The organism is Mycobacterium malmoense (genome assembly GCF_019645855.1).
Classification (GTDB): Bacteria; Actinomycetota; Actinomycetes; order Mycobacteriales; family Mycobacteriaceae; genus Mycobacterium; species Mycobacterium malmoense.
Window position 1 is genome coordinate 2,992,650 of the sequence record NZ_CP080999.1, and the last position, 19,498, is coordinate 3,012,147.

The 19,498-nt window shown below is 68.3% G+C and carries 21 protein-coding genes; 6 read left to right on the plus strand and 15 right to left on the minus strand.

Going from position 1 to position 19,498, the window contains the following annotated elements; genetic code table 11:
• Window positions 1–3: 3 nt before the first annotated feature.
• The 5 genes from tatC to pafA are packed head-to-tail and all read right to left on the minus strand — an operon-like array spanning window position 4 to window position 4,677.
• Window positions 4–972, minus strand: coding sequence for a twin-arginine translocase subunit TatC (gene tatC, locus K3U93_RS13865; protein WP_139797025.1), 969 nt, complete (start codon window positions 970–972; stop codon window positions 4–6).
• A gap of 51 nt (window positions 973–1,023) precedes the next feature.
• The gene (gene tatA / locus K3U93_RS13870) at window positions 1,024–1,290 is read right to left on the minus strand and encodes a Sec-independent protein translocase subunit TatA (protein WP_071509924.1); all 267 of its coding nucleotides are present in this window, start codon (window positions 1,288–1,290) and stop codon (window positions 1,024–1,026) included.
• A 50-nt stretch (window positions 1,291–1,340) separates the two neighbouring features.
• A complete protein-coding gene (locus tag K3U93_RS13875) occupies window positions 1,341–2,318 on the minus strand; it encodes a helix-turn-helix transcriptional regulator (RefSeq protein ID WP_083011022.1) in 978 nt (325 codons plus the stop codon).
• Window positions 2,315–3,310: a helix-turn-helix transcriptional regulator gene (locus K3U93_RS13880; protein WP_083011021.1), complete on the minus strand. Its 996-nt coding sequence runs from the start codon at window positions 3,308–3,310 to the stop codon at window positions 2,315–2,317. Before K3U93_RS13880 ends, K3U93_RS13875 begins: the two co-directional genes overlap by 4 nt.
• 8 nt (window positions 3,311–3,318) lie before the next feature.
• Entirely contained in the window at window positions 3,319–4,677 is a 1,359-nt protein-coding gene (gene pafA / locus K3U93_RS13885; RefSeq protein ID WP_139797024.1) for a Pup--protein ligase, read from the minus strand.
• A 101-nt stretch (window positions 4,678–4,778) separates the two neighbouring features.
• Here pafA and K3U93_RS13890 point away from each other — a divergent pair, with 101 nt between their 5' ends.
• Window positions 4,779–6,323 carry an HNH endonuclease signature motif containing protein gene (locus tag K3U93_RS13890; RefSeq protein ID WP_083011020.1) on the plus strand — a complete coding sequence of 515 codons (1,545 nt, stop codon included), beginning with the start codon at window positions 4,779–4,781 and terminating at the stop codon, window positions 6,321–6,323.
• 1 nt (window position 6,324) lies between these two features.
• Here the strand turns inward: K3U93_RS13890 and prcA are convergent, their stop codons facing one another.
• From prcA to dop, 4 genes are all read right to left on the minus strand, one after another.
• Complete coding sequence (gene prcA / locus K3U93_RS13895) at window positions 6,325–7,050, minus strand: proteasome subunit alpha (protein ID WP_071509920.1); 726 nt, start codon at window positions 7,048–7,050, stop codon at window positions 6,325–6,327.
• The gene (gene prcB, locus K3U93_RS13900) at window positions 7,047–7,907 is read right to left on the minus strand and encodes a proteasome subunit beta (protein ID WP_083011019.1); all 861 of its coding nucleotides are present in this window, start codon (window positions 7,905–7,907) and stop codon (window positions 7,047–7,049) included. Before prcB ends, prcA begins: the two co-directional genes overlap by 4 nt.
• Window positions 7,904–8,098 (minus strand): ubiquitin-like protein Pup, encoded by a 195-nt coding sequence (locus K3U93_RS13905; RefSeq protein ID WP_071509964.1) that lies wholly within the window; start codon window positions 8,096–8,098, stop codon window positions 7,904–7,906. The genes prcB and K3U93_RS13905 overlap by 4 nt, the downstream gene beginning before the upstream one ends.
• A 94-nt stretch (window positions 8,099–8,192) precedes the next feature.
• Window positions 8,193–9,701: a pup deamidase/depupylase gene (gene dop, locus K3U93_RS13910; protein ID WP_071509918.1), complete on the minus strand. Its 1,509-nt coding sequence runs from the start codon at window positions 9,699–9,701 to the stop codon at window positions 8,193–8,195.
• A gap of 126 nt (window positions 9,702–9,827) precedes the next feature.
• Between dop and K3U93_RS13915 the strand changes: the two genes are divergently transcribed.
• Both K3U93_RS13915 and K3U93_RS13920 read left to right on the plus strand, forming a co-directional pair.
• Window positions 9,828–11,021: a hypothetical protein gene (locus tag K3U93_RS13915; RefSeq protein WP_083011018.1), complete on the plus strand. Its 1,194-nt coding sequence runs from the start codon at window positions 9,828–9,830 to the stop codon at window positions 11,019–11,021.
• Between the two features lie 48 nt (window positions 11,022–11,069).
• The gene (locus tag K3U93_RS13920) at window positions 11,070–11,675 is read left to right on the plus strand and encodes a hypothetical protein (protein WP_071509917.1); all 606 of its coding nucleotides are present in this window, start codon (window positions 11,070–11,072) and stop codon (window positions 11,673–11,675) included.
• 9 nt (window positions 11,676–11,684) lie between these two features.
• Here K3U93_RS13920 and arc read toward each other — a convergent pair whose 3' ends face one another.
• Complete coding sequence (arc, locus tag K3U93_RS13925) at window positions 11,685–13,514, minus strand: proteasome ATPase (protein ID WP_071509961.1); 1,830 nt, start codon at window positions 13,512–13,514, stop codon at window positions 11,685–11,687.
• A 282-nt stretch (window positions 13,515–13,796) separates the two neighbouring features.
• Between arc and lppK the strand changes: the two genes are divergently transcribed.
• Window positions 13,797–14,360 (plus strand): lipoprotein LppK, encoded by a 564-nt coding sequence (gene lppK, locus K3U93_RS13930; protein ID WP_071509916.1) that lies wholly within the window; start codon window positions 13,797–13,799, stop codon window positions 14,358–14,360.
• Window positions 14,361–14,654, plus strand: a complete 294-nt coding sequence (locus tag K3U93_RS13935) for a DUF503 domain-containing protein (protein ID WP_071509915.1) — start codon at window positions 14,361–14,363, stop codon at window positions 14,652–14,654.
• A gap of 12 nt (window positions 14,655–14,666) precedes the next feature.
• Here the strand turns inward: K3U93_RS13935 and trmI are convergent, their stop codons facing one another.
• Window positions 14,667–15,509 (minus strand): tRNA (adenine(58)-N(1))-methyltransferase TrmI, encoded by an 843-nt coding sequence (trmI, locus tag K3U93_RS13940; RefSeq protein ID WP_071509914.1) that lies wholly within the window; start codon window positions 15,507–15,509, stop codon window positions 14,667–14,669.
• A gap of 82 nt (window positions 15,510–15,591) precedes the next feature.
• Between trmI and K3U93_RS13945 the strand changes: the two genes are divergently transcribed.
• Entirely contained in the window at window positions 15,592–16,449 is an 858-nt protein-coding gene (locus K3U93_RS13945) for a RecB family exonuclease (RefSeq protein ID WP_071509960.1), read from the plus strand.
• On the opposite strand, the gene K3U93_RS13950 is transcribed toward K3U93_RS13945, so the two are convergent.
• The 4 genes from K3U93_RS13950 to K3U93_RS13965 form a co-directional block, all read right to left on the minus strand.
• The gene (locus K3U93_RS13950) at window positions 16,415–17,797 is read right to left on the minus strand and encodes an FAD-containing oxidoreductase (RefSeq protein ID WP_071509913.1); all 1,383 of its coding nucleotides are present in this window, start codon (window positions 17,795–17,797) and stop codon (window positions 16,415–16,417) included. The two genes, K3U93_RS13945 and K3U93_RS13950, sit on opposite strands and share 35 nt — an antisense overlap.
• Complete coding sequence (locus K3U93_RS13955; RefSeq protein WP_071509912.1) at window positions 17,794–18,276, minus strand: glycine zipper 2TM domain-containing protein; 483 nt, start codon at window positions 18,274–18,276, stop codon at window positions 17,794–17,796. The genes K3U93_RS13950 and K3U93_RS13955 overlap by 4 nt, the downstream gene beginning before the upstream one ends.
• A gap of 79 nt (window positions 18,277–18,355) precedes the next feature.
• Window positions 18,356–19,210, minus strand: a complete 855-nt coding sequence (gene hisG, locus K3U93_RS13960) for an ATP phosphoribosyltransferase (RefSeq protein WP_071509911.1) — start codon at window positions 19,208–19,210, stop codon at window positions 18,356–18,358.
• A gap of 2 nt (window positions 19,211–19,212) precedes the next feature.
• Window positions 19,213–19,494, minus strand: a complete 282-nt coding sequence (locus tag K3U93_RS13965) for a phosphoribosyl-ATP diphosphatase (protein ID WP_071509910.1) — start codon at window positions 19,492–19,494, stop codon at window positions 19,213–19,215.
• Window positions 19,495–19,498: the final 4 nt, after the last annotated feature.

Below are 19,498 nucleotides of genomic sequence, written 5' to 3' on the forward strand. Positions count from 1 at the left end.
GGCTCAGGTGACGTCGTCATGGTGGCCGGCGGTGAACGACGGCTCGGGTATCGGATCGGATATCGGTGAAGGCGGCTCGATGACCGACGCTTCGTCGTCGGGAATCATGGCTTGGGCCTCGCGCTTGGCTTTGCGCTTGTCGTGCAGTCGGGCGACCTGAATGGCCAGCTCGAGGAGCACCGACAGCGCCATCCCCAGCGCCGTCATGGAAAACGGGTCGGATCCCGGGGTAAATACGGCCGCGAACACGAACATCGAGAAGATCAGGCCGCGCCGCCACGACTTGAGCCGCTGGTAGGTCAGCAGGCCCGCCATGTTGAGCATGACGATCAGCAGCGGGAATTCGAAGCTGACCCCGAAAACGACCAACAGGTTGATCAGGAAGCCGAAATATCGGTCGCCGGACAAAGCAGTCACCTGCACGTCGCTGCCGACGGTCAACAGGAAGCCCAGCGCCTTGGACAGCACGAAGTACGCCAGCACGGCACCGCCGACGAACAGCACCGCGGCGGGGATCACGAACGCGATCGCGAAGCGGCGCTCCTTCTGGTAAAGGCCCGGCGTGATGAATGCCCACAGCTCGTAGAGCCACACCGGGCAGGCCAGCACGATCCCGACCGTCATCCCGACCTTGAGCCGCAGCATGAATTGGTCGAACGGCGCCGTGGCCAGCAGGCGGCACTGGCCGTCGGCGCTGATATCCGCGCGCGCCGACTGCGGCAGGGAACAGTAGGGGTGCCGCAGCCACTCGCCGAGGCTCTCCAGCCCGAAGATCGAATGCGAGTACCAGACGAACCCAAAGATGGTGGTGATCAGGATCGCGGCCAGGGAGATCAGCAGCCGGGCGCGCAGCTCGGTCAGGTGGTCGACCAGCGACATCGTCGCGTCCGGATTGGTGCGGCTGCGCCTGTTGCGAGGGTTGAGCCGCTTCAGCAAGCCGGCGGTGCGCGCTGAAACCTTGAAACCTTTCACGACGCTCGGTTTGTGCTCGGTCGGTGGCGCTCGGGCACCGCGGCTACGAGGCTAAGCCGGGCGTGCTTCGGTGTGACCCTGCTCGGTGGCCGCCGGCGGGTCGACCCGCTGCGACTGCACGGGCTGCGGGGTCGGCGCGGGGGTTTGGATGGAAGGCGCCTCGCCCTTGCCTTCGGTCTGCATTTCGCGCAGCTCGGACTTGAAGATGCGCATCGACTTGCCCAGCGAGCGGGCCGCATCGGGGAGCTTCTTGGCACCGAAGAGCAGGATCACCACCACCGCGAGGATCGCCCAGTGCCACGGACTAAGACTGCCCACTTTGATTACCTCCAGACGTCCACCCGATGTTACCGCAGCTACGGCTGGACCTACCCTGACCACACCGCAGCCTGGTAGGACTCCAGAGCCGCCGCTGCGGCAGCGCGCACGCGCCGCGCCAGCGACTCCGGCGCCACTACTTGCACCGCCGCGCCGAAGCCCAGCACCAGGCGCGTCATCCAGTCCTCGGAGGCGTAGGTCATGACGGCCTCACACGAGCCGTCCGGCAACTCACGCACCTCCCGCATCGGGTAGTACTCGAACATCCACGACGCCGAGGGCGCCACCCGCAGCCTGGCCGACGGCAGTGACGGATCGCCGTCGAACAGCGACGTGTCGGGGGGCGCCTGCACCGCCGGTTCGGGCGGGGCGGCCGGCTCGCCCAACTCGGCGGCGTCCACGATCCGGTCGAAGCGGAACAGCCGGACCCCTTCCGCCTCCCGCGACCAGGCCTCCAAGTAGCTGTGGCCGCCGATCAGTAGCACCCGAATGGGGTCGACGATCCGGCTGGTGAGGGTGTCGTGGGACGCGGAGTAGTAGTCGATGGCCAGCGCGTGTTTGTACTGCACCGCCGTCCGCACCGTGGCCGCGGCCCGGCTTTCGACCGGCGCGGGCTCGTCGACGGCCGCCGCCGACGTTGTCGCGTCCTGCCCGACGGCACCCGCGGCGGCCTCGATCTTCGCGATCGCGCTGCGCGCCGCCTCCGGATCGACCACGCCCGGAATGTCGGCCAGCGCCCGCAGCGCCACCAACAGGCCGGTGGCCTCCGGCGACGTGAGCTTGAGCGGCCGGTCGATGCCCGCCGAGAACGTCACCTCGATGGTGTCGCCGGCGAACTCGAATTCGATCAGATCACCCGGGTAGTAGCCGGGGAGGCCGCACATCCACAGCTGGTTGAGGTCCTCCTCCAGCTGCTTGGCGGACACCCCCAGGTCCGCGGCGGCCTTGGCCCGGGTGACCTTCGGGTTGGCCTGGAAATACGGCACCATGTTGAGCAACCGGACCAGCCGGCTGGAAATCTGGGTCACGGGCGCCCCGCGTGGGCGCGCAGCCGGGCCAGCACGTCATCGCGCAGGGACTGCGGCTCCAGGACGACGGCGTCCGCGCCGTAGCCGGCGATGTCACGCGCCAGTCGGTCGGCCGATCCGATGTCGAGCTCGATCACCTCGCCGTCGCGGCCGCCGAGTTGGCGCGCGGCGATCGGCCTTCCGGCGCGCCGCAGTGCGGTGGCCCGCCCGTCGGCAACCCAAACCTGGGCCCGCGCGCCGGTCGGCACCTCGGTGACTTTCTGGGACACGATCTTTCGCAGGTCCACGCCGGCGGGCACGGTGACCGCGCCGGGCGGGCCGATCGGCGTCACGTCGGCATCGATCCGGGAAAGCCGGAAGACGCGGGTGTCGTCGCGGTCGCGGTCGTGGCCCACCAGATACCAGCGGCCCTTCTCGGTGACCACGCCCCACGGCTCGACGGTGCGCGTGGTGTAGGGCTCGGCCCGCGACGGCCGGTGCGGGAACTGCACCGCCCGCCGGGAACCGATGGCCGACAACAGGATTCCGAGCACGTCCTCCGACCCGCGCAGGCCCGGCACCCCGGCCGGAGACGCGATGGCCACCGGCGCCCCGGTATCGAGGGGGTCGACGTCGACCCCGGCGGCGCGCAGCTTGAGCAACGCACCCTGGGTGGCGGTGATCAACTCGGGCGACTCCCACAGCTGCGTGGCGACGGCCACCGCGGCCGCCTCGTCCGGGGTCAGTGCGACGGGCGGCAGCGCATAGGCGTCGCGGTTGATCCGATACCCCTCGGTGGGGTCCAGCACCGACACCCTGCCGATCTCGAGCGGGATGCCGAGGTCGCGCAACTCGTTCTTGTCGCGCTCGAACATCCGGGAGAACGCCTCGGCGGTGGGGCTGTCCGAATAACCCGCCACGCTGGACCTGATCTTTTCGGCGGTGATGTAGCCGCGGGTGGACAGCAGGGCGATGACCAGGTTTACCAGCCGTTCGACTTTCGAGGTCGCCATCTGACCGGCTACATGCTCGCGATCAGCCGTTTGACCCGCTCGTCGACCGCCCGGAATGGGTCCTTGCACAGCACGGTGCGCTGGGCCTGGTCGTTGAGCTTGAGGTGCACCCAGTCGACGGTGAAGTCGCGCCCGGCCGCCTGTGCGGCGCTGATGAATTCGCCGCGCAGCCGGGCGCGGGTGGTCTGCGGCGGGTGGTCGACGGCCTCCGCGATGTCCTCGTCGGTGGTGACGCGCGCCGCCAGGCCCTTGCGCTGCAGCAGGTCGAAGACGCCGCGGCCGCGCTTGATGTCGTGGTAGGCGAGGTCCAGCTGGGCGATCTTCGGGTCGGACAGTTCCATGTTGTAGCGGTCCTGGTAGCGCTGGAACAGCTTGCGCTTGATCACCCAGTCGATCTCGGTGTCCACCTTGGCGAAATCCTGGCTCTCGACGGCGTCGAGCTGGCGGCCCCACAGGTCGACGACCTGCTCGATCTGCGCGTTGGGCTCCCGGGTCTGCAGGTGCTCGACCGCGCGGCTGTAGTACTCGCGCTGGATGTCCAGCGCGCTGGCCTGACGCCCGCCCGCCAGCCGCACCGGCCGCCGGCCCGTGATGTCGTGGCTGACCTCACGGATCGCGCGGATGGGGTTGTCCAGCGAGAAGTCCCGGAAGGGAACCCCGGCTTCGATCATCTCCAGCACCAGCGCCGCGGTGCCCACCTTGAGCATCGTGCTCGTCTCGCACATGTTGGAGTCGCCGACGATGACGTGCAGCCGCCGGTACTTTTCGGCGTCGGCGTGCGGCTCGTCGCGGGTGTTGATGATGGGGCGTGATCGGGTCGTTGCGCTGGAGACGCCCTCCCAGATGTGCTCGGCGCGTTGGCTCAGGCAGAACGTCGCGGCCTTCGGGGTTTGCAGCACCTTGCCGGCGCCGCAGATCAGCTGGCGAGTGACCAGGAACGGCAGCAGCACATCGGAGATCCGGGAGAACTCGCCGGCCCGCACGATCAGGTAGTTCTCGTGGCAGCCATACGAATTGCCCGCCGAGTCGGTGTTGTTCTTGAACAGGTAGATGTCGCCGCCGATGCCCTCGTCGGCGAGCCGCTGCTCGGCGTCGATGAGCAGGTCTTCCAGCACCCATTCGCCGGCCCGGTCGTGGGTGACCAGCTGCACCAGGCTGTCGCATTCGGCGGTGGCGTACTCGGGATGGCTGCCCACGTCGAGGTAAAGGCGGGCGCCGTTGCGCAGGAAGACGTTGGAGCTGCGGCCCCAGGACACCACCCGGCGGAACAGGTAGCGGGCGACCTCGTCCGGGGACAGCCGTCGGTGACCGTGGAACGTGCAGGTGACACCGAACTCGGTCTCGATGCCCATGATTCGCCGCTGCACGTAATCGAGGGTACTGGTTGACCGGACGCCGCGGTGGGCAGCCGCGCCCATTCGCTTAACGGACCGTCGGGTTGTCGGCGCGGTCGAGTAGAGTCGAATGTATGTTCGATGTCTCGCTGCCGGGCCCCGCGGAGCTGCGCCGCGCCGACGATGCCGCGCTGGTGGCCGCGATCGAGGACTGTGCACGCGCCGAGGCCGCCGTGGGCGCCCGGCGCCTGTCGGCGATCGCCGAACTCACCCGCCGGCGGACGGCCGATGACGAGCGCGCGAACTGGGCCTGCGATTCCTGGGACTCCGCGGCCGCGGAAGTGGCTGCGGCGCTGGGCATCAGCCACGGCAAGGCGTCAGGCCAGATGCATCTGAGCCTCACCCTGAATCGCCTGCCCAAGGTGGCGGCGCTGTTCTTGGCCGGGCGGCTCAGCTCTTACCTGGTGTCCGTCATCACGTGGCGGACCTACCTGATCCGGGACCAGGAGGCGCTGGGACTCGTCGATGCCGCCCTGGCCGAACACGCAATCGCCTGGGGGCCGTTGTCGGCGTCCAAACTGGAGCAAGCCATCGACGGCTGGATCGACCGCTACGACCCCGGTGCGCTGCGGCGCACACGCATGACGGCCCGCAATCGCGAGGTATGCGTCGGCGCCGCCGACGACCATGCCGGCACGGCCGCGCTGTGGGGACGGCTGTACGCCACCGACGCGGCGATGCTGGATCGCCGGCTGATGCAGATGGCCCACGCCGTCTGCGACGACGACCCGCGCACCATCGCCCAGCGCCGCGCCGACGCGCTGGGTGCGCTGGCCGCGGGTGCCGAACGGCTCGCGTGCGCTTGCGGCAACGCCGACTGCCCCTCCGGCGCCGGCAAAGACGAGCGGGCAACCGGTGTCGTCATCCACGTCGTCGCCGAGGCCTTGGCACTCGAGGCCGAACCCGACCCGCACGTCTCGGGCGAGGGACCCCCGCCGCGACCGATCACGCCGGACATGACCCTTGCCGAGGCGTTGGCCCCCGACCCCGAGCCCGAGCCGCCCGCGACGCCGGCGGTCAAACCGCCCGCCGCGCTGATCACCAACGGCGGTGTGGTGCCCGCGCCGCTGCTGGCCGAATTGATCCGCGGCGGCGCCACCATCAGCCAGGTGCGCCATCCGGGCGACTTTGCACCGGAGCCGCATTACCGGCCGTCGGCCAAGCTGGCCGAATTCGTCCGGATCCGGGATTTGACGTGCCGGTTCCCCGGTTGTGACCGCCCCGCCGAATTTTGCGACATTGACCATACGGTGCCGTACCCGCTCGGGCCCACGCATCCGTCAAATCTCAAGTGCGAGTGTAGAAAACACCACCTTCTGAAGACGTTTTGGACAGACTGGCGTGACGTGCAACTGCCGGATGGCACGGTGGTCTGGACCGCGCCCAACGGCCGCACCTACACCACCCGCCCGGGCAGCCGCATCTTCTTCCCCGCCTGGCACACCACCACCGCCGAGCTACCCGAAACCCCAACCCCGGCAACCACTGTCGAGCGCCGCGGCGTGATGATGCCCCGAAGACGGCGGACCCGAGCCGCCGACCTGGCCCGCCGCATCAAACGCGAACGCGCCCTCAACGATGCGCATGTCGCCGAACGCAACAGGCCGCCACCGTTCTGAGTCAGTCGGGCTGCTCCTGCTGCGGTAGCAGCGCTTCCAGGCCGGATCCCGTGATGCGCCGAAACGCGCGCCGCGGCCGGCTGGCGTCGAGGATGGCGACCTCCAGGTTGGACACGCCGAGCGCGGGCTGGTCGCCGCCCGCGCCGTTGCTACTGCCCGCCCGCAGCGCCTCGACCGCGATCCGCACCGCGTCGCGCAGGTCGGCGTTCTCGGCGTAGGAGTCCTTGAGCGCGTTGGAGATCGGTTCCGTGGTGCCGCCCATCACCACAAAATGCGGCTCGTCGGCGATCGACCCGTCGTAGGTAATCCGGTACAGCTCAGGCGGTTTCGTTTCGCCGTAGTGCGCGACCTCGGCGACACACAACTCGACCTCGTAGGGCTTGGCCTGCTCGGTGAAGATGCTTCCCAGCACCTGCGCGTATGCATTGGCCAGCTGCCGACCGGTGACGTCGCGACGGTCGTAGGCGTAGCCACGGGTGTCGGCCCACTGAATCCCGACCCGGCGCAGATTGTCGAACTCGTTGAACTTGCCCGCGGCCGCAAACCCCACGCGATCGTAGACTTCGCTGATCTTCTGCAGCGACCGTGACGGGTTCTCCGCGACGAACAACACACCACCGGCGTACGCCAGCGCCACCACGCTTTTGCCCCGCGCGATGCCCTTGCGCGCGAGCTCGCTGCGTTCGCGCATCGCCTGCTCGGGCGAGATGAAATACGGGAAGCTCACTTCTCCCCCCGCGGCTCGGCGTCGGGACCGAAAGTATCTGCGCGCGAACGGCTTTCAATGATCTCCCGGGCCAGTTCGGCGATACGGCGCTCCGGCACGTCGACCGCCCCGTCGGCGTCGATGGTGACCGCCGTCGGGTAGATGCCGCGGACCAGATCCGGTCCGCCGGTGGCCGAATCGTCGTCGGCGGCGTCGTAGAGCGCCTCCACGGCCACCCGCAGCGCGGAATCACCATCGACGACCTGCGAGTACAGCTTCTTCATCGACGACTTGGCGAAGATCGACCCCGACCCCACCGACTGATAACCCTCTTCCTCGATGTTCCAGCCGCCGGCGGCGTCGAACGAGACGATGCGGCCGGCGCTTTCGGGATCCGCCGCATGGATGTCGTAGCCCGCCAGCAGCGGCAGCGCCACCAGTCCCTGCATCGCGGCCGCCAGGTTGCCGCGCACCATGATGGCGAGCCGGTTGACCTTGCCGGCAAAGGTGAGCGACAAGCCTTCGAGCTTCTCGTAGTGCTCGAGTTCCACGGCGTAGAGCCGGGCGAATTCGACGGCGACCGCGGCGGTGCCGGCGATGCCGGTGGCGGTGTAGTCGTCGGTGATGTAGACCTTCTTCACGTCGCGCCCGGCGATCATGTTGCCCTGCGTCGAGCGGCGATCGCCGGCGATGACGACGCCGCCGGGGTATTTCAGCGCGACGATGGTGGTGCCGTGCGGCAGCCGGTCACCGACGCTCCCGCCGCCGAGGCTCGCCGGTAGCAACTCCGGCGCCTGGCGGCGCAGGAAGTCAGCAAACGAGGACAGGTCTATGGCGGGCGGGTTGGTGGACAGGCGATCGGAGAACGGCCAGATCACTGTCCGCCCTTTTGGACGTACGCGCGGACAAAGTCCTCGGCGTTCTCCTCAAGGACGTCGTCAATCTCGTCGAGCAGATCGTCGGTCTCCTCGGCCAACTTTTCGCGACGCTCCTGGCCCGCAGCAGTGGTGTCGGCGAAGTCGTCCTCGTCGCCGCCGCCACCACCACGCTTAGTCTGCTCCTGAGCCATCGCCGCCTCCTGCATTGTTATCGGCCGCGTCACACGCCCGCCGGTCTTCCTCTACCCTACCGGTCAACCCCGACGTTTCCCGGGTTAACGCGTCTTAGCTGGTGAGTTGTTCCACCAGTTCGACGGCGCTATCCACGGAGTCCAGCAGCGCCCCGACGTGTGCCTTACTGCCCCGCAGCGGCTCGAGCGTCGGGATGCGCACCAGCGAATCCCCACCGAGGTCGAAGATCACCGAGTCCCAGCTGGCCGCGGCGATGTCGGCCCCAAACCTGCGCAGGCATTCACCGCGGAAATACGCGCGGGTGTCCGTCGGCGGGTTGTCGACGGCGGCCAGCACCTGATGTTCGGTGACCAGACGCTTCATCGAGCCCCGCGCGACCAACCGGTTGTACAGGCCCTTGTCCAGCCGGACGTCGGAATATTGCAGGTCGACGAGGTGCAGCCGCGGCGCCGACCAGCTCAGGTTCTCCCGCTGCCGGAAACCTTCGAGCAGTCGCAGCTTGGCCGGCCAGTCCAGCAGCTCGGCACACTCCATCGGGTCGCGCTCGAGCAGGTCGAGCACGTGTGCCCAGGTTTCGACGACGTCGGCCGCCCGCGCGTCGTGGTCGCGGCCGTCGACCAGCTTTGCCACCCGGTCGAGGTAGATCCGTTGCAGCGCCAGGCCGGTCAGTTCGCGGCCGTCCGCCAGCGCCACGGCTACCCGCAGTGACGGGTCGCGGCTGATGGCATGAACGGCGTGCACCGGCCGGGCCAGCGCCAGGTCGGTGAGGTCGATCCCGTGTGCCGGGCCTTCTTCGATCAGATCGAGCACCAGCGCCGTGGTGCCCAGCTTCAGGTACGTCGAGGTCTCGGCGAGGTTGGCATCGCCGATGATCACGTGCAGCCGGCGGTAGCGGTCGGCGTCGGCGTGCGGTTCGTCGCGGGTGTTGATGATGCCGCGCTTGAGCGTGGTCTCCAGCCCGACCTCGACCTCGATGTAGTCGGAGCGCTGGGACAGCTGGAAGCCGGGCTCGTCGCCGGAGGGCCCGATGCCGACCCGGCCGGATCCGGTGACCACCTGCCGGGACACCAGAAACGGGGTCAGCCCGGCGATGATGGCCGAAAACGGCGTCTGCCGGCTCATCAGGTAGTTCTCGTGCGCCCCGTAGGAGGCGCCCTTGCCGTCGACGTTGTTCTTGTAGAGCTGCAGTTTGGCGGCCCCGGGCACGCTGGCGACGTGCCGGGCGGCGGCCTCCATCACCCGCTCGCCGGCCTTGTCCCAGATCACCGCGTCCAGCGGATCGGTGCACTCGGGCGCGGAGTATTCCGGGTGCGCGTGGTCGACGTAGAGCCGCGCCCCGTTGGTCAGGATCATGTTGGCCGCGCCGACCTCGTCGGCGTCGACCACCGGCGGCGGCCCGGCCGAGCGGCTCAGGTCGAAGCCGCGGGCGTCGCGCAGCGGCGATTCCACCTCGTAGTCCCAGCGGGTGCGTTTGGCGCGCTGAATGCCGGCGGCGGCCGCATAGGCCAGCACCGCCTGGGTCGAGGTGAGGATCGGGTTGGCGGTCGGGTCCGACGGCGAGGAAATGCCGTACTCGACCTCCGTCCCGATAATCCGTTGCATGCCTAGAGCTTAGGCGCAGCGACGATGCGGGCCGTTCCCGGCCCGAGGAGGAGCAAGCCAATCCGACCCCGGCGCAGCGACAATGTGCGCAGCCCGCGGCCCGCCGCGCCGCTAGGGTGAGCCGGCATGAGCCTTTCCCGTGGCCGACCGGCGGTGCGCCAAGCATCGGCGAGCGCCGCGGCCGAAAGCTGGTTCTTGGAGCGGGGTTTGCCGTCGGTGCTGACCAGGCGAGCCCGGTGGCGACGGCTCTGGCCGCGCTCGGCCCCCGCGCTGGCGGCGTACGCGGCGCTGCAGGCCTGCATCCTGCCGGTCTACGCGATCACCGGCGGCCACGACGTCGAGATCACCGGGAACCCGACGACCTCCGAACTGGTGGTGCTGGCGATAGTCGCGCTGGCGCTCCCCCTGATGGCCCTGGTCGGCTGGCTGGTGTCCCGGGCGCGAAGTAGTCGGGTGCGCGCGGCGGTGGCGACCGCGGCGGTGGTCGCCGTGGCGTGCGTCGGACTCACCGTGGCCGGCCCCACGCAACTGCCGCAGGAGGCCGTCGTCGTGGCCGCTGTGCTGATCCTGACCGGCTGCGGCGCCGGATCGGTCGTCGGGTGGGCGGTGCGCATGATGCTGTCGCACCTTGCGACGGTGGGGGCCTTGGCCGTCCGGGCCCTGCCGGTCGTGCTGCTGACGGCGTTGGTGTTCTTCAACAGCTACGTCTGGATCCTGGCCGCCACGATCAGCGGCGACCGGCTGGTGCTGGCGATGGCCTTTCTGGTCTCCATCGCCGCGGCCTTCGTCGTCTCCGCCACCCGGGAGCGCGTCAGGCCGATGCTGCGAGCGACGACGGCGGCCCTGCCCAACGACACCGAAAGGCTTGCCGGCACGCCCTTCGCGACCATGTCCGACACCCCGGACTGCGCCGCGCTGAAAAGGACCGAACGCCTCAACGTGATCTTCGTGTTGGCCGCCTCACAACTGGCGCAAATCCTGGTGGTGGCGGTCGTCACCGCCACGATCTACTTGGTCCTGGGGCTGATCGTGCTCAATCCGTCGCTGCTCAACGAATGGACCCACACCTACAAAAGCACCGCGACGGTGCTGGGATTCACGCTGCCCGTGCCGGATTCGCTGATCCACATGTGCCTTTTCCTCGGGGCGTTGACGTTCATGTACATCAGCGCCCGCGCGGCCGGCGACGCCGAATACCGCTCCACGTTCCTCGACCCGCTGATCGACGACCTGCACACCACCCTGATCGCGCGCAATCGCTACCGCGGCGCCGCCGCGATGGCCGTGTGTGAAGTTGACGCCACCGGAGGCAGTGGTTAACTTCACACTGGTCTGCGGCGCCCCGCCGAAGAGGAAGTGTGTGAATCGATGACCGACCTGGCTGGGAAGCGTTACGGCGAAGTGCTCCTGTTGACCCCCGGCGAGGCCGGCCCGCAGGCCACGGTTTACAACAGTTTTCCGCTCAACGACTGTCCCGCCGAGCTGTGGTCCGCGCTTGACGCACAGGCGATCGCCGCCGAAAACGGTGCGGCCGCAGCGCTGCTCAACGGTCCGCGCTACTGGCTGATGAACGCCATCGAAAAGGCGCAGCAGGGCCCGCAAGTCACGAAGACGTTCGGCGGGATCGAGATGATCCAGCAGGCCACCGTCCTGCTGTCCTCGATGAATCCCGCGCCCTACATCGCCAACAAGGTCAATCGCCACACGGTCTTCGTCTTCAACGCCGGCCAAGAGGTCTACGAACTCATCGACCCCGAGGGGCGGCGCTGGGTCATGCAGACGTGGAGCCAGATCGCGGACCCCAACCTGAAACGCGAAGATCTGCCCGGCCTGGCCAGCCGGCTCGACCTGCCGAAGGGGTGGGACTACCGGCCGCGTGTGCTTGCCAACGAGTTGCGGGTGGACACCAAAACCCAAGCGGCCCAGGTGCTGCAAGACAACCTGACCAACAGCTACTCGCTGGAGACCGACTGACCTCGGGCCCTACAGGTACTGGCCCAGGTTGGATTCGGTGTCAATGGCCCGCGACGCGCTCGACGACTTCCCGGTGACCAGGGTGCGGATGTAGACGATCCGTTCGCCCTTCTTGCCCGAAATCCGCGCCCAGTCATCGGGGTTGGTGGTGTTGGGCAGGTCCTCGTTCTCGGCGAACTCGTCGACGATCGAGTCGAGCAGGTGCTGGATGCGCAGGCCCGGCTGCCCGGTCTCCAGCACCGACTTGATGGCATTCTTCTTCGCCCGGTCGACGACGTTCTGGATCATCGCCCCGGAGTTGAAGTCCTTGAAGTACATGACTTCCTTGTCGCCGTTGGCGTAGGTGACCTCCAGGAACCGGTTGTCGTCGATCTCGGCGTACATCCGGTCGACGACCTTTTCGATCATCGCCTTGATGCAGGCCGTGCGGTCGCCGTCGAACTCGGCGAGGTCGTCGGCGTGCACCGGCAGCGCCTCGGTCAGGTACTTCGAGAAGATGTCTTGCGCCGCTTCGGCATCCGGGCGCTCGATCTTGATCTTCACGTCGAGGCGCCCGGGCCGCAGGATCGCGGGGTCGATCATGTCCTCACGGTTGGAGGCGCCGATCACGATGACGTTCTCGAGTCCCTCCACCCCGTCGATCTCGGACAGCAGCTGCGGCACCACGGTCGTCTCGACGTCGGAGGACACCCCGGTGCCGCGGGTGCGGAAGATCGAGTCCATCTCGTCGAAGAACACGATCACCGGCGTTCCCTCCGACGCCTTCTCGCGGGCCCGCTGGAAGATCAGCCGGATGTGCCGCTCGGTCTCGCCGACGAACTTGTTCAGCAGCTCGGGGCCCTTGATGTTCAGGAAGTAGGACTTGGCCTCGCGGGCGTCGTCGCCGCGCACCTCGGCCATCTTCTTGGCCAACGAGTTGGCGACGGCCTTGGCGATCAACGTCTTTCCGCAGCCGGGCGGGCCGTAGAGCAGCACACCCTTGGGCGGGCGCAGCGCGTACTCCCGGTAGAGCTCCTTGTGCAGGAACGGCAGCTCGACGGCGTCGCGGATCTGTTCGATCTGGCGGGTGAGGCCGCCGATGTCCTGGTAGCTGACGTCGGGCACCTCTTCCAACACCAGGTCTTCGACCTCGGCCTTGGGGATGCGCTCGAAGGCGTAGCCGGCTTTCGTGTCGACCAGCAGCGAGTCGCCCGGACGCAGCTTGCGGGGCTTGGTGTCGTCGTTGAGCGCGTCGGGAACGCCGTCCGGCAGGTCCTCGGCGACCAACGGCTCGGCCAGCCACACGATGCGTTCCTCGTCGGCGTGGCCGACCACCAGCGCGCGGTGACCGTCGTTGAGCACCTCACGCAAAGTGGAGATCTCGCCGACGGATTCGAACGTGCCGGCCTCGACGACGGTCAGGGCCTCGTTGAGCCGGACCGTCTGGCCCTTCCGCAGCGACGCGACATCGATGTTGGGCGAGCATGTCAGGCGCATCTTGCGCCCCGACGTGAACACGTCGACCGTCTCGTCGTCGTGCGTTGCCAACAGGACGCCGTAGCCGCTCGGCGGCTGGCCGAGCCGGTCGACTTCTTCCCGCAACGCCAACAACTGCTGGCGGGCCTCTTTAAGAGTTTCCATTAATTTGGAATTGCGGGCCGCAAGCGAGTCGATACGGGCTTCGAGTTGATGCACATCGCGGGCCGAGCGAGTGCCGGCGTGCGATCCAACGGCATGCTCCAGTTGCTCGCGCAGCACCGCTGCCTCACGGCGTAACTGTTCCAATTCGGCCGCATCGCCGCTGGACATGCCAGTTTCACGAGAGTTACCGAATGCTTCAGAACGCTCTGAGTCACCCATGTTGCGCTCCTTTCCCGCCCCGAAATGATGCGGTGGATACGTCAACGCTACCGGCGATTGGCGCTTGATGTGCGGAGTCAAATGCGGTCAAAAGTCGAGTCGCGGGCCCCGCTGGTAATCTCTGCCTCGAATCGCGCCGATCGAAAGGACAACCGTGGCCATGAAAGCCCTCACCACAGGCTTAGCCGGTGTTGTAATCGTCGGCGCTGCCGCCGCCGGTGTGACTTCCATTGCACCCGTTGGCCCGACCGCAGACACGGGCGCATAGCCCGGCCCCACTGGATGCATCGACACCTGTCCGTCGCCTTGAGCGCCGCCACGGCGGTGGCGCTGGGGCTCTCGGCGTGTTCGCCCCACGGACCCAAGGTGGTGTCGTCCGCCACCCAGCCGGCGGGCCCGGCCACGTCGAGTCCACTCGTCGTCGCGGCTCCCCCGACCGCTCCCCTGCCCGCGCCCGAAGCCCTCACCGACGTGCTGAACCGGCTCGCCGACCCCAACGTTGCGGGCGTCAACAAGGTGAACCTCATCGAAGGCGCAACCCCCGAGAGCGCGGGCACCATCGACAAGTTCACCAACGCGTTGCGGGACAACGGCTATCTGCCCATGACCTTCGCGGCGAACAACGTCGCGTGGTCGGACAAGAATCCGTCCCACGTGATGGCCACGGTCAGCGTCAACACCGCCCATGCGAACAACGGGAACTTCACGTTCCCGATGGAGTTCACGCCCTCCGCGTCCTCTCAAGGTGGATGGCAGCTATCGCGGCGAACCGCGGAAATGCTGTTGGCCCTGCGCAAGTCGCCGGCGGCGACGACTCCCGGCCCGGCCCCGGCGCCGCCCAAATAAATGTGGATCGGCTGGCTCGAGTTCGACGTGTTGCTGGGCGACGTGCACTCACTCAAACAGAAGCGATCGGTGATTCGTCCCGTGGTCGCCGAGCTGCAGCGCAAGTTCAGCGTGTCGGCCGCCGAGACCGGTTCGCAAGACCTGTACCGGCGCGCGGGCATCGGCGTGGCCATGGTGTCCGGCGACCGTGGCCACACGGTCGACGTCCTCGACGCGGCCGAACGCCTGATGGCCGCGCGTCCCGAACTCGAGCTGCTGTCGGTGCGACGGGGCCTGCACCACAGCGACGACTAAAGCGTTCGGGCCCTAGCCGTCGCGGCCCTCGCGCTTGCGGCCCAGCGGCGCCGGGGCGACGACGCCGGGAGCGAGCCGTCGCGCACATATCAAGAACGCGGTGTGCCCGCGCATCGAATGCTGCGGCCGCACGGCCAAGCCGACGACGTTCCAGCCGCGCTGCAGCGTCTCCCACGCCCGCGGCTCGGTCCAGCACCGCTGGGCCCGCAGCGCCTCCACGACCCGCGACAGCTGGGTGACCGTGGCCACGTAGATCAGCAGCACACCGCCGGCGATCACCAGCCGCGACACCGCGTCGAGCACGTCCCACGGCGCCAGCATGTCGAGCACGGCCCGGTCGAAGGAGCCGTCGGGCAGCTCGGAGTCCGCGAGGTCGCTGACGATCAACTCCCAGTTGTCCGGTCGTCCGTCGAAGAAGACCGACACGTTGCGGCGGGCGTGCTCGGCATGATCGGCGCGCTGCTCGTAGGAGACCACCCGCCCGTCGGGCCCGACGGCGCGCAGCAGCGAGCAGGTCAGCGCGCCGGATCCGGCCCCGGCCTCCAGCACGCGCGCGCCCGGGAAGATGTCGCCCTCGTGCACGATCTGGGCGGCGTCCTTCGGGTAGATCACCTGTGGCCCGCGGGGCATCGACATCACGTAGTCGACCAGCAGCGGGCGCAGCACCAGGAAGTAGCCGCCGTTGCCGGATTTGACCACGCTGCCCTGCTCCAGCCCGATCACGTCGTCGTGCGCGATCGAGCCGCGATGGGTGTGGAACTCGGCGCCGGGGGTGAGTTCCATCGTGTAGTGGCGGCCCTTGGCGTCGGTGAGCTGGACGCGCTCGCCAGCGGTGAACGGGCCGGTTGCTGACACGCCGTCTAGCGTGCCAGCCGACTCGCCGCGATCGGTGCTCGGGGTTGTCGGCACCCGGTTCTAGGCTTCGCCCATGATGCCCATGACGGAGGCCGCGATCGTCCAGCCGCCACGGCCGGCGCTGTCACCGTCGCGGGCGGCGGACTTCAAGCAGTGCCCGCTGCTGTACCGGTTCCGGGCGATCGACCGGTTGCCCGAGGCGCCGTCCGCGGCGCAGCTGCGGGGGTCCGTGGTGCACGCGGCGCTGGAGCAGCTCTACGGCCTTCCCGCCGCGCTGCGCGGCCCCGACGCCGCGCTGTCGCTCGTGGAGCCCGCATGGGACCGGGTGATCGCCGCGGAGCCCGACCTGGCCGGCGAATTGGAACCCGAGCAGCGAACCGAACTGCTGGCGGAGGCCCGCGCATTGCTGTCCGGCTATTACCGGCTCGAGGACCCGACCCGATTCGACCCGCAGTGCTGCGAAGAGCGCGTGGAGGTCGAACTCGCCGACGGCACGCTGCTGCGGGGCTTCATCGACCGCATCGACGTTGCCGCCACCGGCGAGCTGCGGGTGGTCGACTACAAGACCGGCAAGGCGCCGCCCGCCGCGCGGGCGCTGGCCGAGTTCAAGGCGCTGTTCCAGATGAAGTTCTACGCGGTGGCGCTGCTGCGTTCGCGCGGCGTGCTGCCCACCCGGCTGCGGCTCATCTACCTGGCCGACGGCCAGGTATTGGATTACGCGCCCGACCACGACGAGCTGCTGCGCTTCGAGAAGACGCTGATGGCCATCTGGCGGGCCATCCAATCGGCCGCGCAGACAGGCGATTTCCGGCCCAGCCAGTCGCGGTTGTGCGAATGGTGCGCCCACCGGCAGCACTGCCCGACTTTCGGCGGGACGCCACCGCCCTACCCCGGCTGGCCGGAGGCTAGCCCAGAGGTGACATCTCCTGCAGCATCGTAGGAATGAGCTCGCTGACGGTGGGGTGGATGTGCATCGTGCGCGACAACGTCGTGTACGGCGCCTTGGCCGACATGACGTCCAGGATGGCGTGAATCGCCTCGTCGCCCCCGACCCCGAGGATGGCGGCTCCGAGGATCTCGTCGGTGTCGGCGTCCACCACGACCTTCATAAAGCCTTGCGTCTCACCCTTTTCCACCGCCCTGCCGACCCTGGTCATCGGCCGCTTGCCCACCAACGCGTTGCGGCCCGACGCGCGGACCTGGCCGACGGTCATGCCGGCGCGCCCCAGCGGCGGGTCGATGTAGAGCGCGTAGGTGGTGATGCGGTCGCTCACGAGCCGTGGCGGCTCGTGAGAATCCCTGTCGAGCAGGTTGGCGGCGACGATCTCGAAGTCGTTGTACGAGGTGTGGGTGAACGCGCCCTTGCCGTTGCAGTCGCCCATCGCCCAGATGTGATCGACGTTGGTCTTGAGCTGGTCGTCGACCGCGATGTAGCCCCGGGCGTCGGTTCGCACACCGGCCGCCTCCAGGCCCAGGTCGTCGGTGTTGGGTCGGCGTCCCACCGCCACCAGCAGATGACTCCCGGCGATGGGCGCGGCGCCGGCGCGAGGAGTGAGTTCGAATCCCTTGTCCCGCTTGGTGATCCGGATATCGTCGGCGTCGACGACAACGTCGATCCCTTCGGCCTCCAGGATCTCTTTGACGGCGGCGGAGACGTCCTCGTCTTCGCGGGACGCCAGCCGCGGGCCCTTCTCGACGACGGTGACCCGGGCCCCGAAGCGCCGGTACATCTGCGCGAACTCCAGCGCGATGTAGCTGCCGCCGATGATGACGAGATGCGTTGGCAACGTGTCGAGTTCGAGGATCGACACGTTGGTGAGGAAGTCGACGTCGGACAGTCCCGGGATCTCCGGCACCACCGCGCGGCCGCCGACGTTGAGGAAGATTCGGTCGGCGCGCAGCAGGTCGCCATTGACCCCGACCGTGTGCGGATCCTCGAAGCGGGCGTGGCCGCGAAAGACGGTGCAGCCGTCCATGCCCTCCAGCCAGCTTTCGACACCCTCGCGGTCCTTGAGCATGATGTCGTCTTTGCGTGCCTTGACTTTCGCCATGTCCACGCCGATCGGTCCGGTCCCGACACCGTATTCGGCGCCGCGGCGGGCCAGGTGGGCGGCGTGCGCGCTGGCCACCAGGGTCTTGGTCGGGATGCACCCGGTGTTGACGCAGGTGCCGCCGATCAGTTTGCGTTCGATGACCGCGACGCGCTGTCCCGCCGACGTCAGCCGTCCCGCCAGCGGGGGGCCGGCCTGCCCGGCGCCGACGATGATCGCGTCGAAATGCTCTGTCACAGGCGAGCCGTCAGCGCGACGATGGCGAATCCACCCAGGATCGCGACCGCGTCCTCGAGCAGCGCGATCGGGAGGTCACGCCCGCCGGTCGCGGCCACCAGCCGGGTACGCGCCTGATAGCCGCCGAGGGTGCCGAGCACCGCGCCGATGACACCGGCGCCGAGTGCCGTCCAGGTGAAGTGCCACGCCGCGCCGATGACCGCGCCGGCGAACCCGCCCAAGATGATCCGGCCGGCGAACACGGGCGCCGCGGTGCGGGGCGGTGTCTTGGCAAGTTTGTCGTTGACCAGTTCGCCCACCGCCAGGACGCTGAGGACGACGGCCGTGGCGATGTTGGCCATCCAGGACGCCCACGTGTGCTGCAGGTCGATCCAGCCGAGGAAGGCGGCCCAGGCGATCACGGCGGGAGCCGTCAGCGAGCGCAACCCGGCGACGACACCGATCAGCAAAGCCATCAGCAGAACGAGCACATGTGTCACGGAGACCTCCTGACGTAGCCCCGGGCAAATCTCTCCCAAGGCCGGACGCTAACACAGCCGCGGCCCGATCACCCGTTGATCAGAATCGGCAGAACCTGATATCGGAAGCCAGGATCGCTTTGGCGCCGATGGCGGCGAGCTCGTCCATGATCTCGTTGACGCCCCGACGGGGCACCAGCGCGCGGATCGCCACCCAGTCCGGGTCGGCGAGCGGGGCGATGGTCGGTGACTCCAGCCCCGGGGTGATCGATGTGGCCTTGTCCAATACCGAGCGCGGGCAGTCGTAATCGAGCATCAGGTACTGCTGGCCGAACACCACGCCCTGCACCCGGGCCACCAGCTGAGCGCGCGCCGCGCTCCGGTCGTCGCCGTCGTGGTCGGTGCGCTCGATCAGCACCGCCTCCGAATCACACAGCGGTTCACCGAAGGCCACCAGGTCATGCAGGCCCAGGGTGCGACCGGACCCCACCACGTCGGCGATGGCGTCGGCCACCCCGAGTTGCACCGAGATCTCCACCGCTCCGTCAAGCCTGATGACGGTCGCGTCAATGCCTCGCTCGGCCAAGTCTTTTCGGACCAAGTTCGGGTAGGCGGTGGCGATTCTTTTCCCGGCCAGGTCGGCCGTCGTCCAATTGCGCCCGGCGGGGCCGGCATAGCGGAAGCTCGACGATCCGAAACCCAGTGCCAGGCGCTCGCGCACCGGCGCACCGGAATCGGCCACCAGGTCGCGTCCGGTGATGCCGAAGTCGAGTTCTCCCGAACCGACATAGATCGCAATGTCCTTGGGCCGCAAGAAGAAAAACTCGACCCGGTTGAGGGGGTCGATGACCGTCAGGTCCTTCGGGTCGGTGCGGCGCCGGTAGCCGGCCTCCGCGAGGATCTCGGTGGCCGGCTCGCTGAGCGCACCTTTGTTGGGAACCGCCACCCGCAACATGCTCACAGCTTCCGGTAGACGTCGTCGAGGGACAGGCCGCGCGCGATCATCAGCACCTGCGTCCAGTACAGCAATTGGCTGATCTCCTCGGCCAGCGCGTCGTCGGGTTCGTGTTCGGCGGCCAGCCACACCTCGCCGGCCTCCTCCAGGATCTTCTTGCCCAGCCCATGTATGCCGCCGTCCAGCGCGGCGACCGTGGCACTGCCGGTGGGACGGGTGCGGGCGCGATCGCCGAGTTCGGCGAACAGATCCTCGAAGGTCTTCACGGGCAGCGATTGTTTCACGCGG

Excerpts from the sequence above, each read along its gene's own strand:
- K3U93_RS13920 (WP_071509917.1), top strand. The coding sequence starts at position 11,070 with ATGACCGACCTGGCTGGGAAGCGTTACGGCGAAGTGCTCCTGTTGACC.
- hisG (WP_071509911.1), bottom strand. The coding sequence starts at position 19,210 with ATGTTGCGGGTGGCGGTTCCCAACAAAGGTGCGCTCAGCGAGCCGGCC.
- K3U93_RS13945 (WP_071509960.1), top strand. The coding sequence starts at position 15,592 with ATGACGGAGGCCGCGATCGTCCAGCCGCCACGGCCGGCGCTGTCACCG.
- K3U93_RS13880 (WP_083011021.1), bottom strand. The coding sequence starts at position 3,310 with ATGGCGACCTCGAAAGTCGAACGGCTGGTAAACCTGGTCATCGCCCTG.
- arc (WP_071509961.1), bottom strand. The coding sequence starts at position 13,514 with ATGGGTGACTCAGAGCGTTCTGAAGCATTCGGTAACTCTCGTGAAACT.
- lppK (WP_071509916.1), top strand. The coding sequence starts at position 13,797 with ATGCATCGACACCTGTCCGTCGCCTTGAGCGCCGCCACGGCGGTGGCG.
- K3U93_RS13905 (WP_071509964.1), bottom strand. The coding sequence starts at position 8,098 with ATGGCTCAGGAGCAGACTAAGCGTGGTGGTGGCGGCGGCGACGAGGAC.
- K3U93_RS13890 (WP_083011020.1), top strand. The coding sequence starts at position 4,779 with ATGTTCGATGTCTCGCTGCCGGGCCCCGCGGAGCTGCGCCGCGCCGAC.
- K3U93_RS13935 (WP_071509915.1), top strand. The coding sequence starts at position 14,361 with ATGTGGATCGGCTGGCTCGAGTTCGACGTGTTGCTGGGCGACGTGCAC.
- dop (WP_071509918.1), bottom strand. The coding sequence starts at position 9,701 with ATGCAACGGATTATCGGGACGGAGGTCGAGTACGGCATTTCCTCGCCG.
- K3U93_RS13915 (WP_083011018.1), top strand. The coding sequence starts at position 9,828 with ATGAGCCTTTCCCGTGGCCGACCGGCGGTGCGCCAAGCATCGGCGAGC.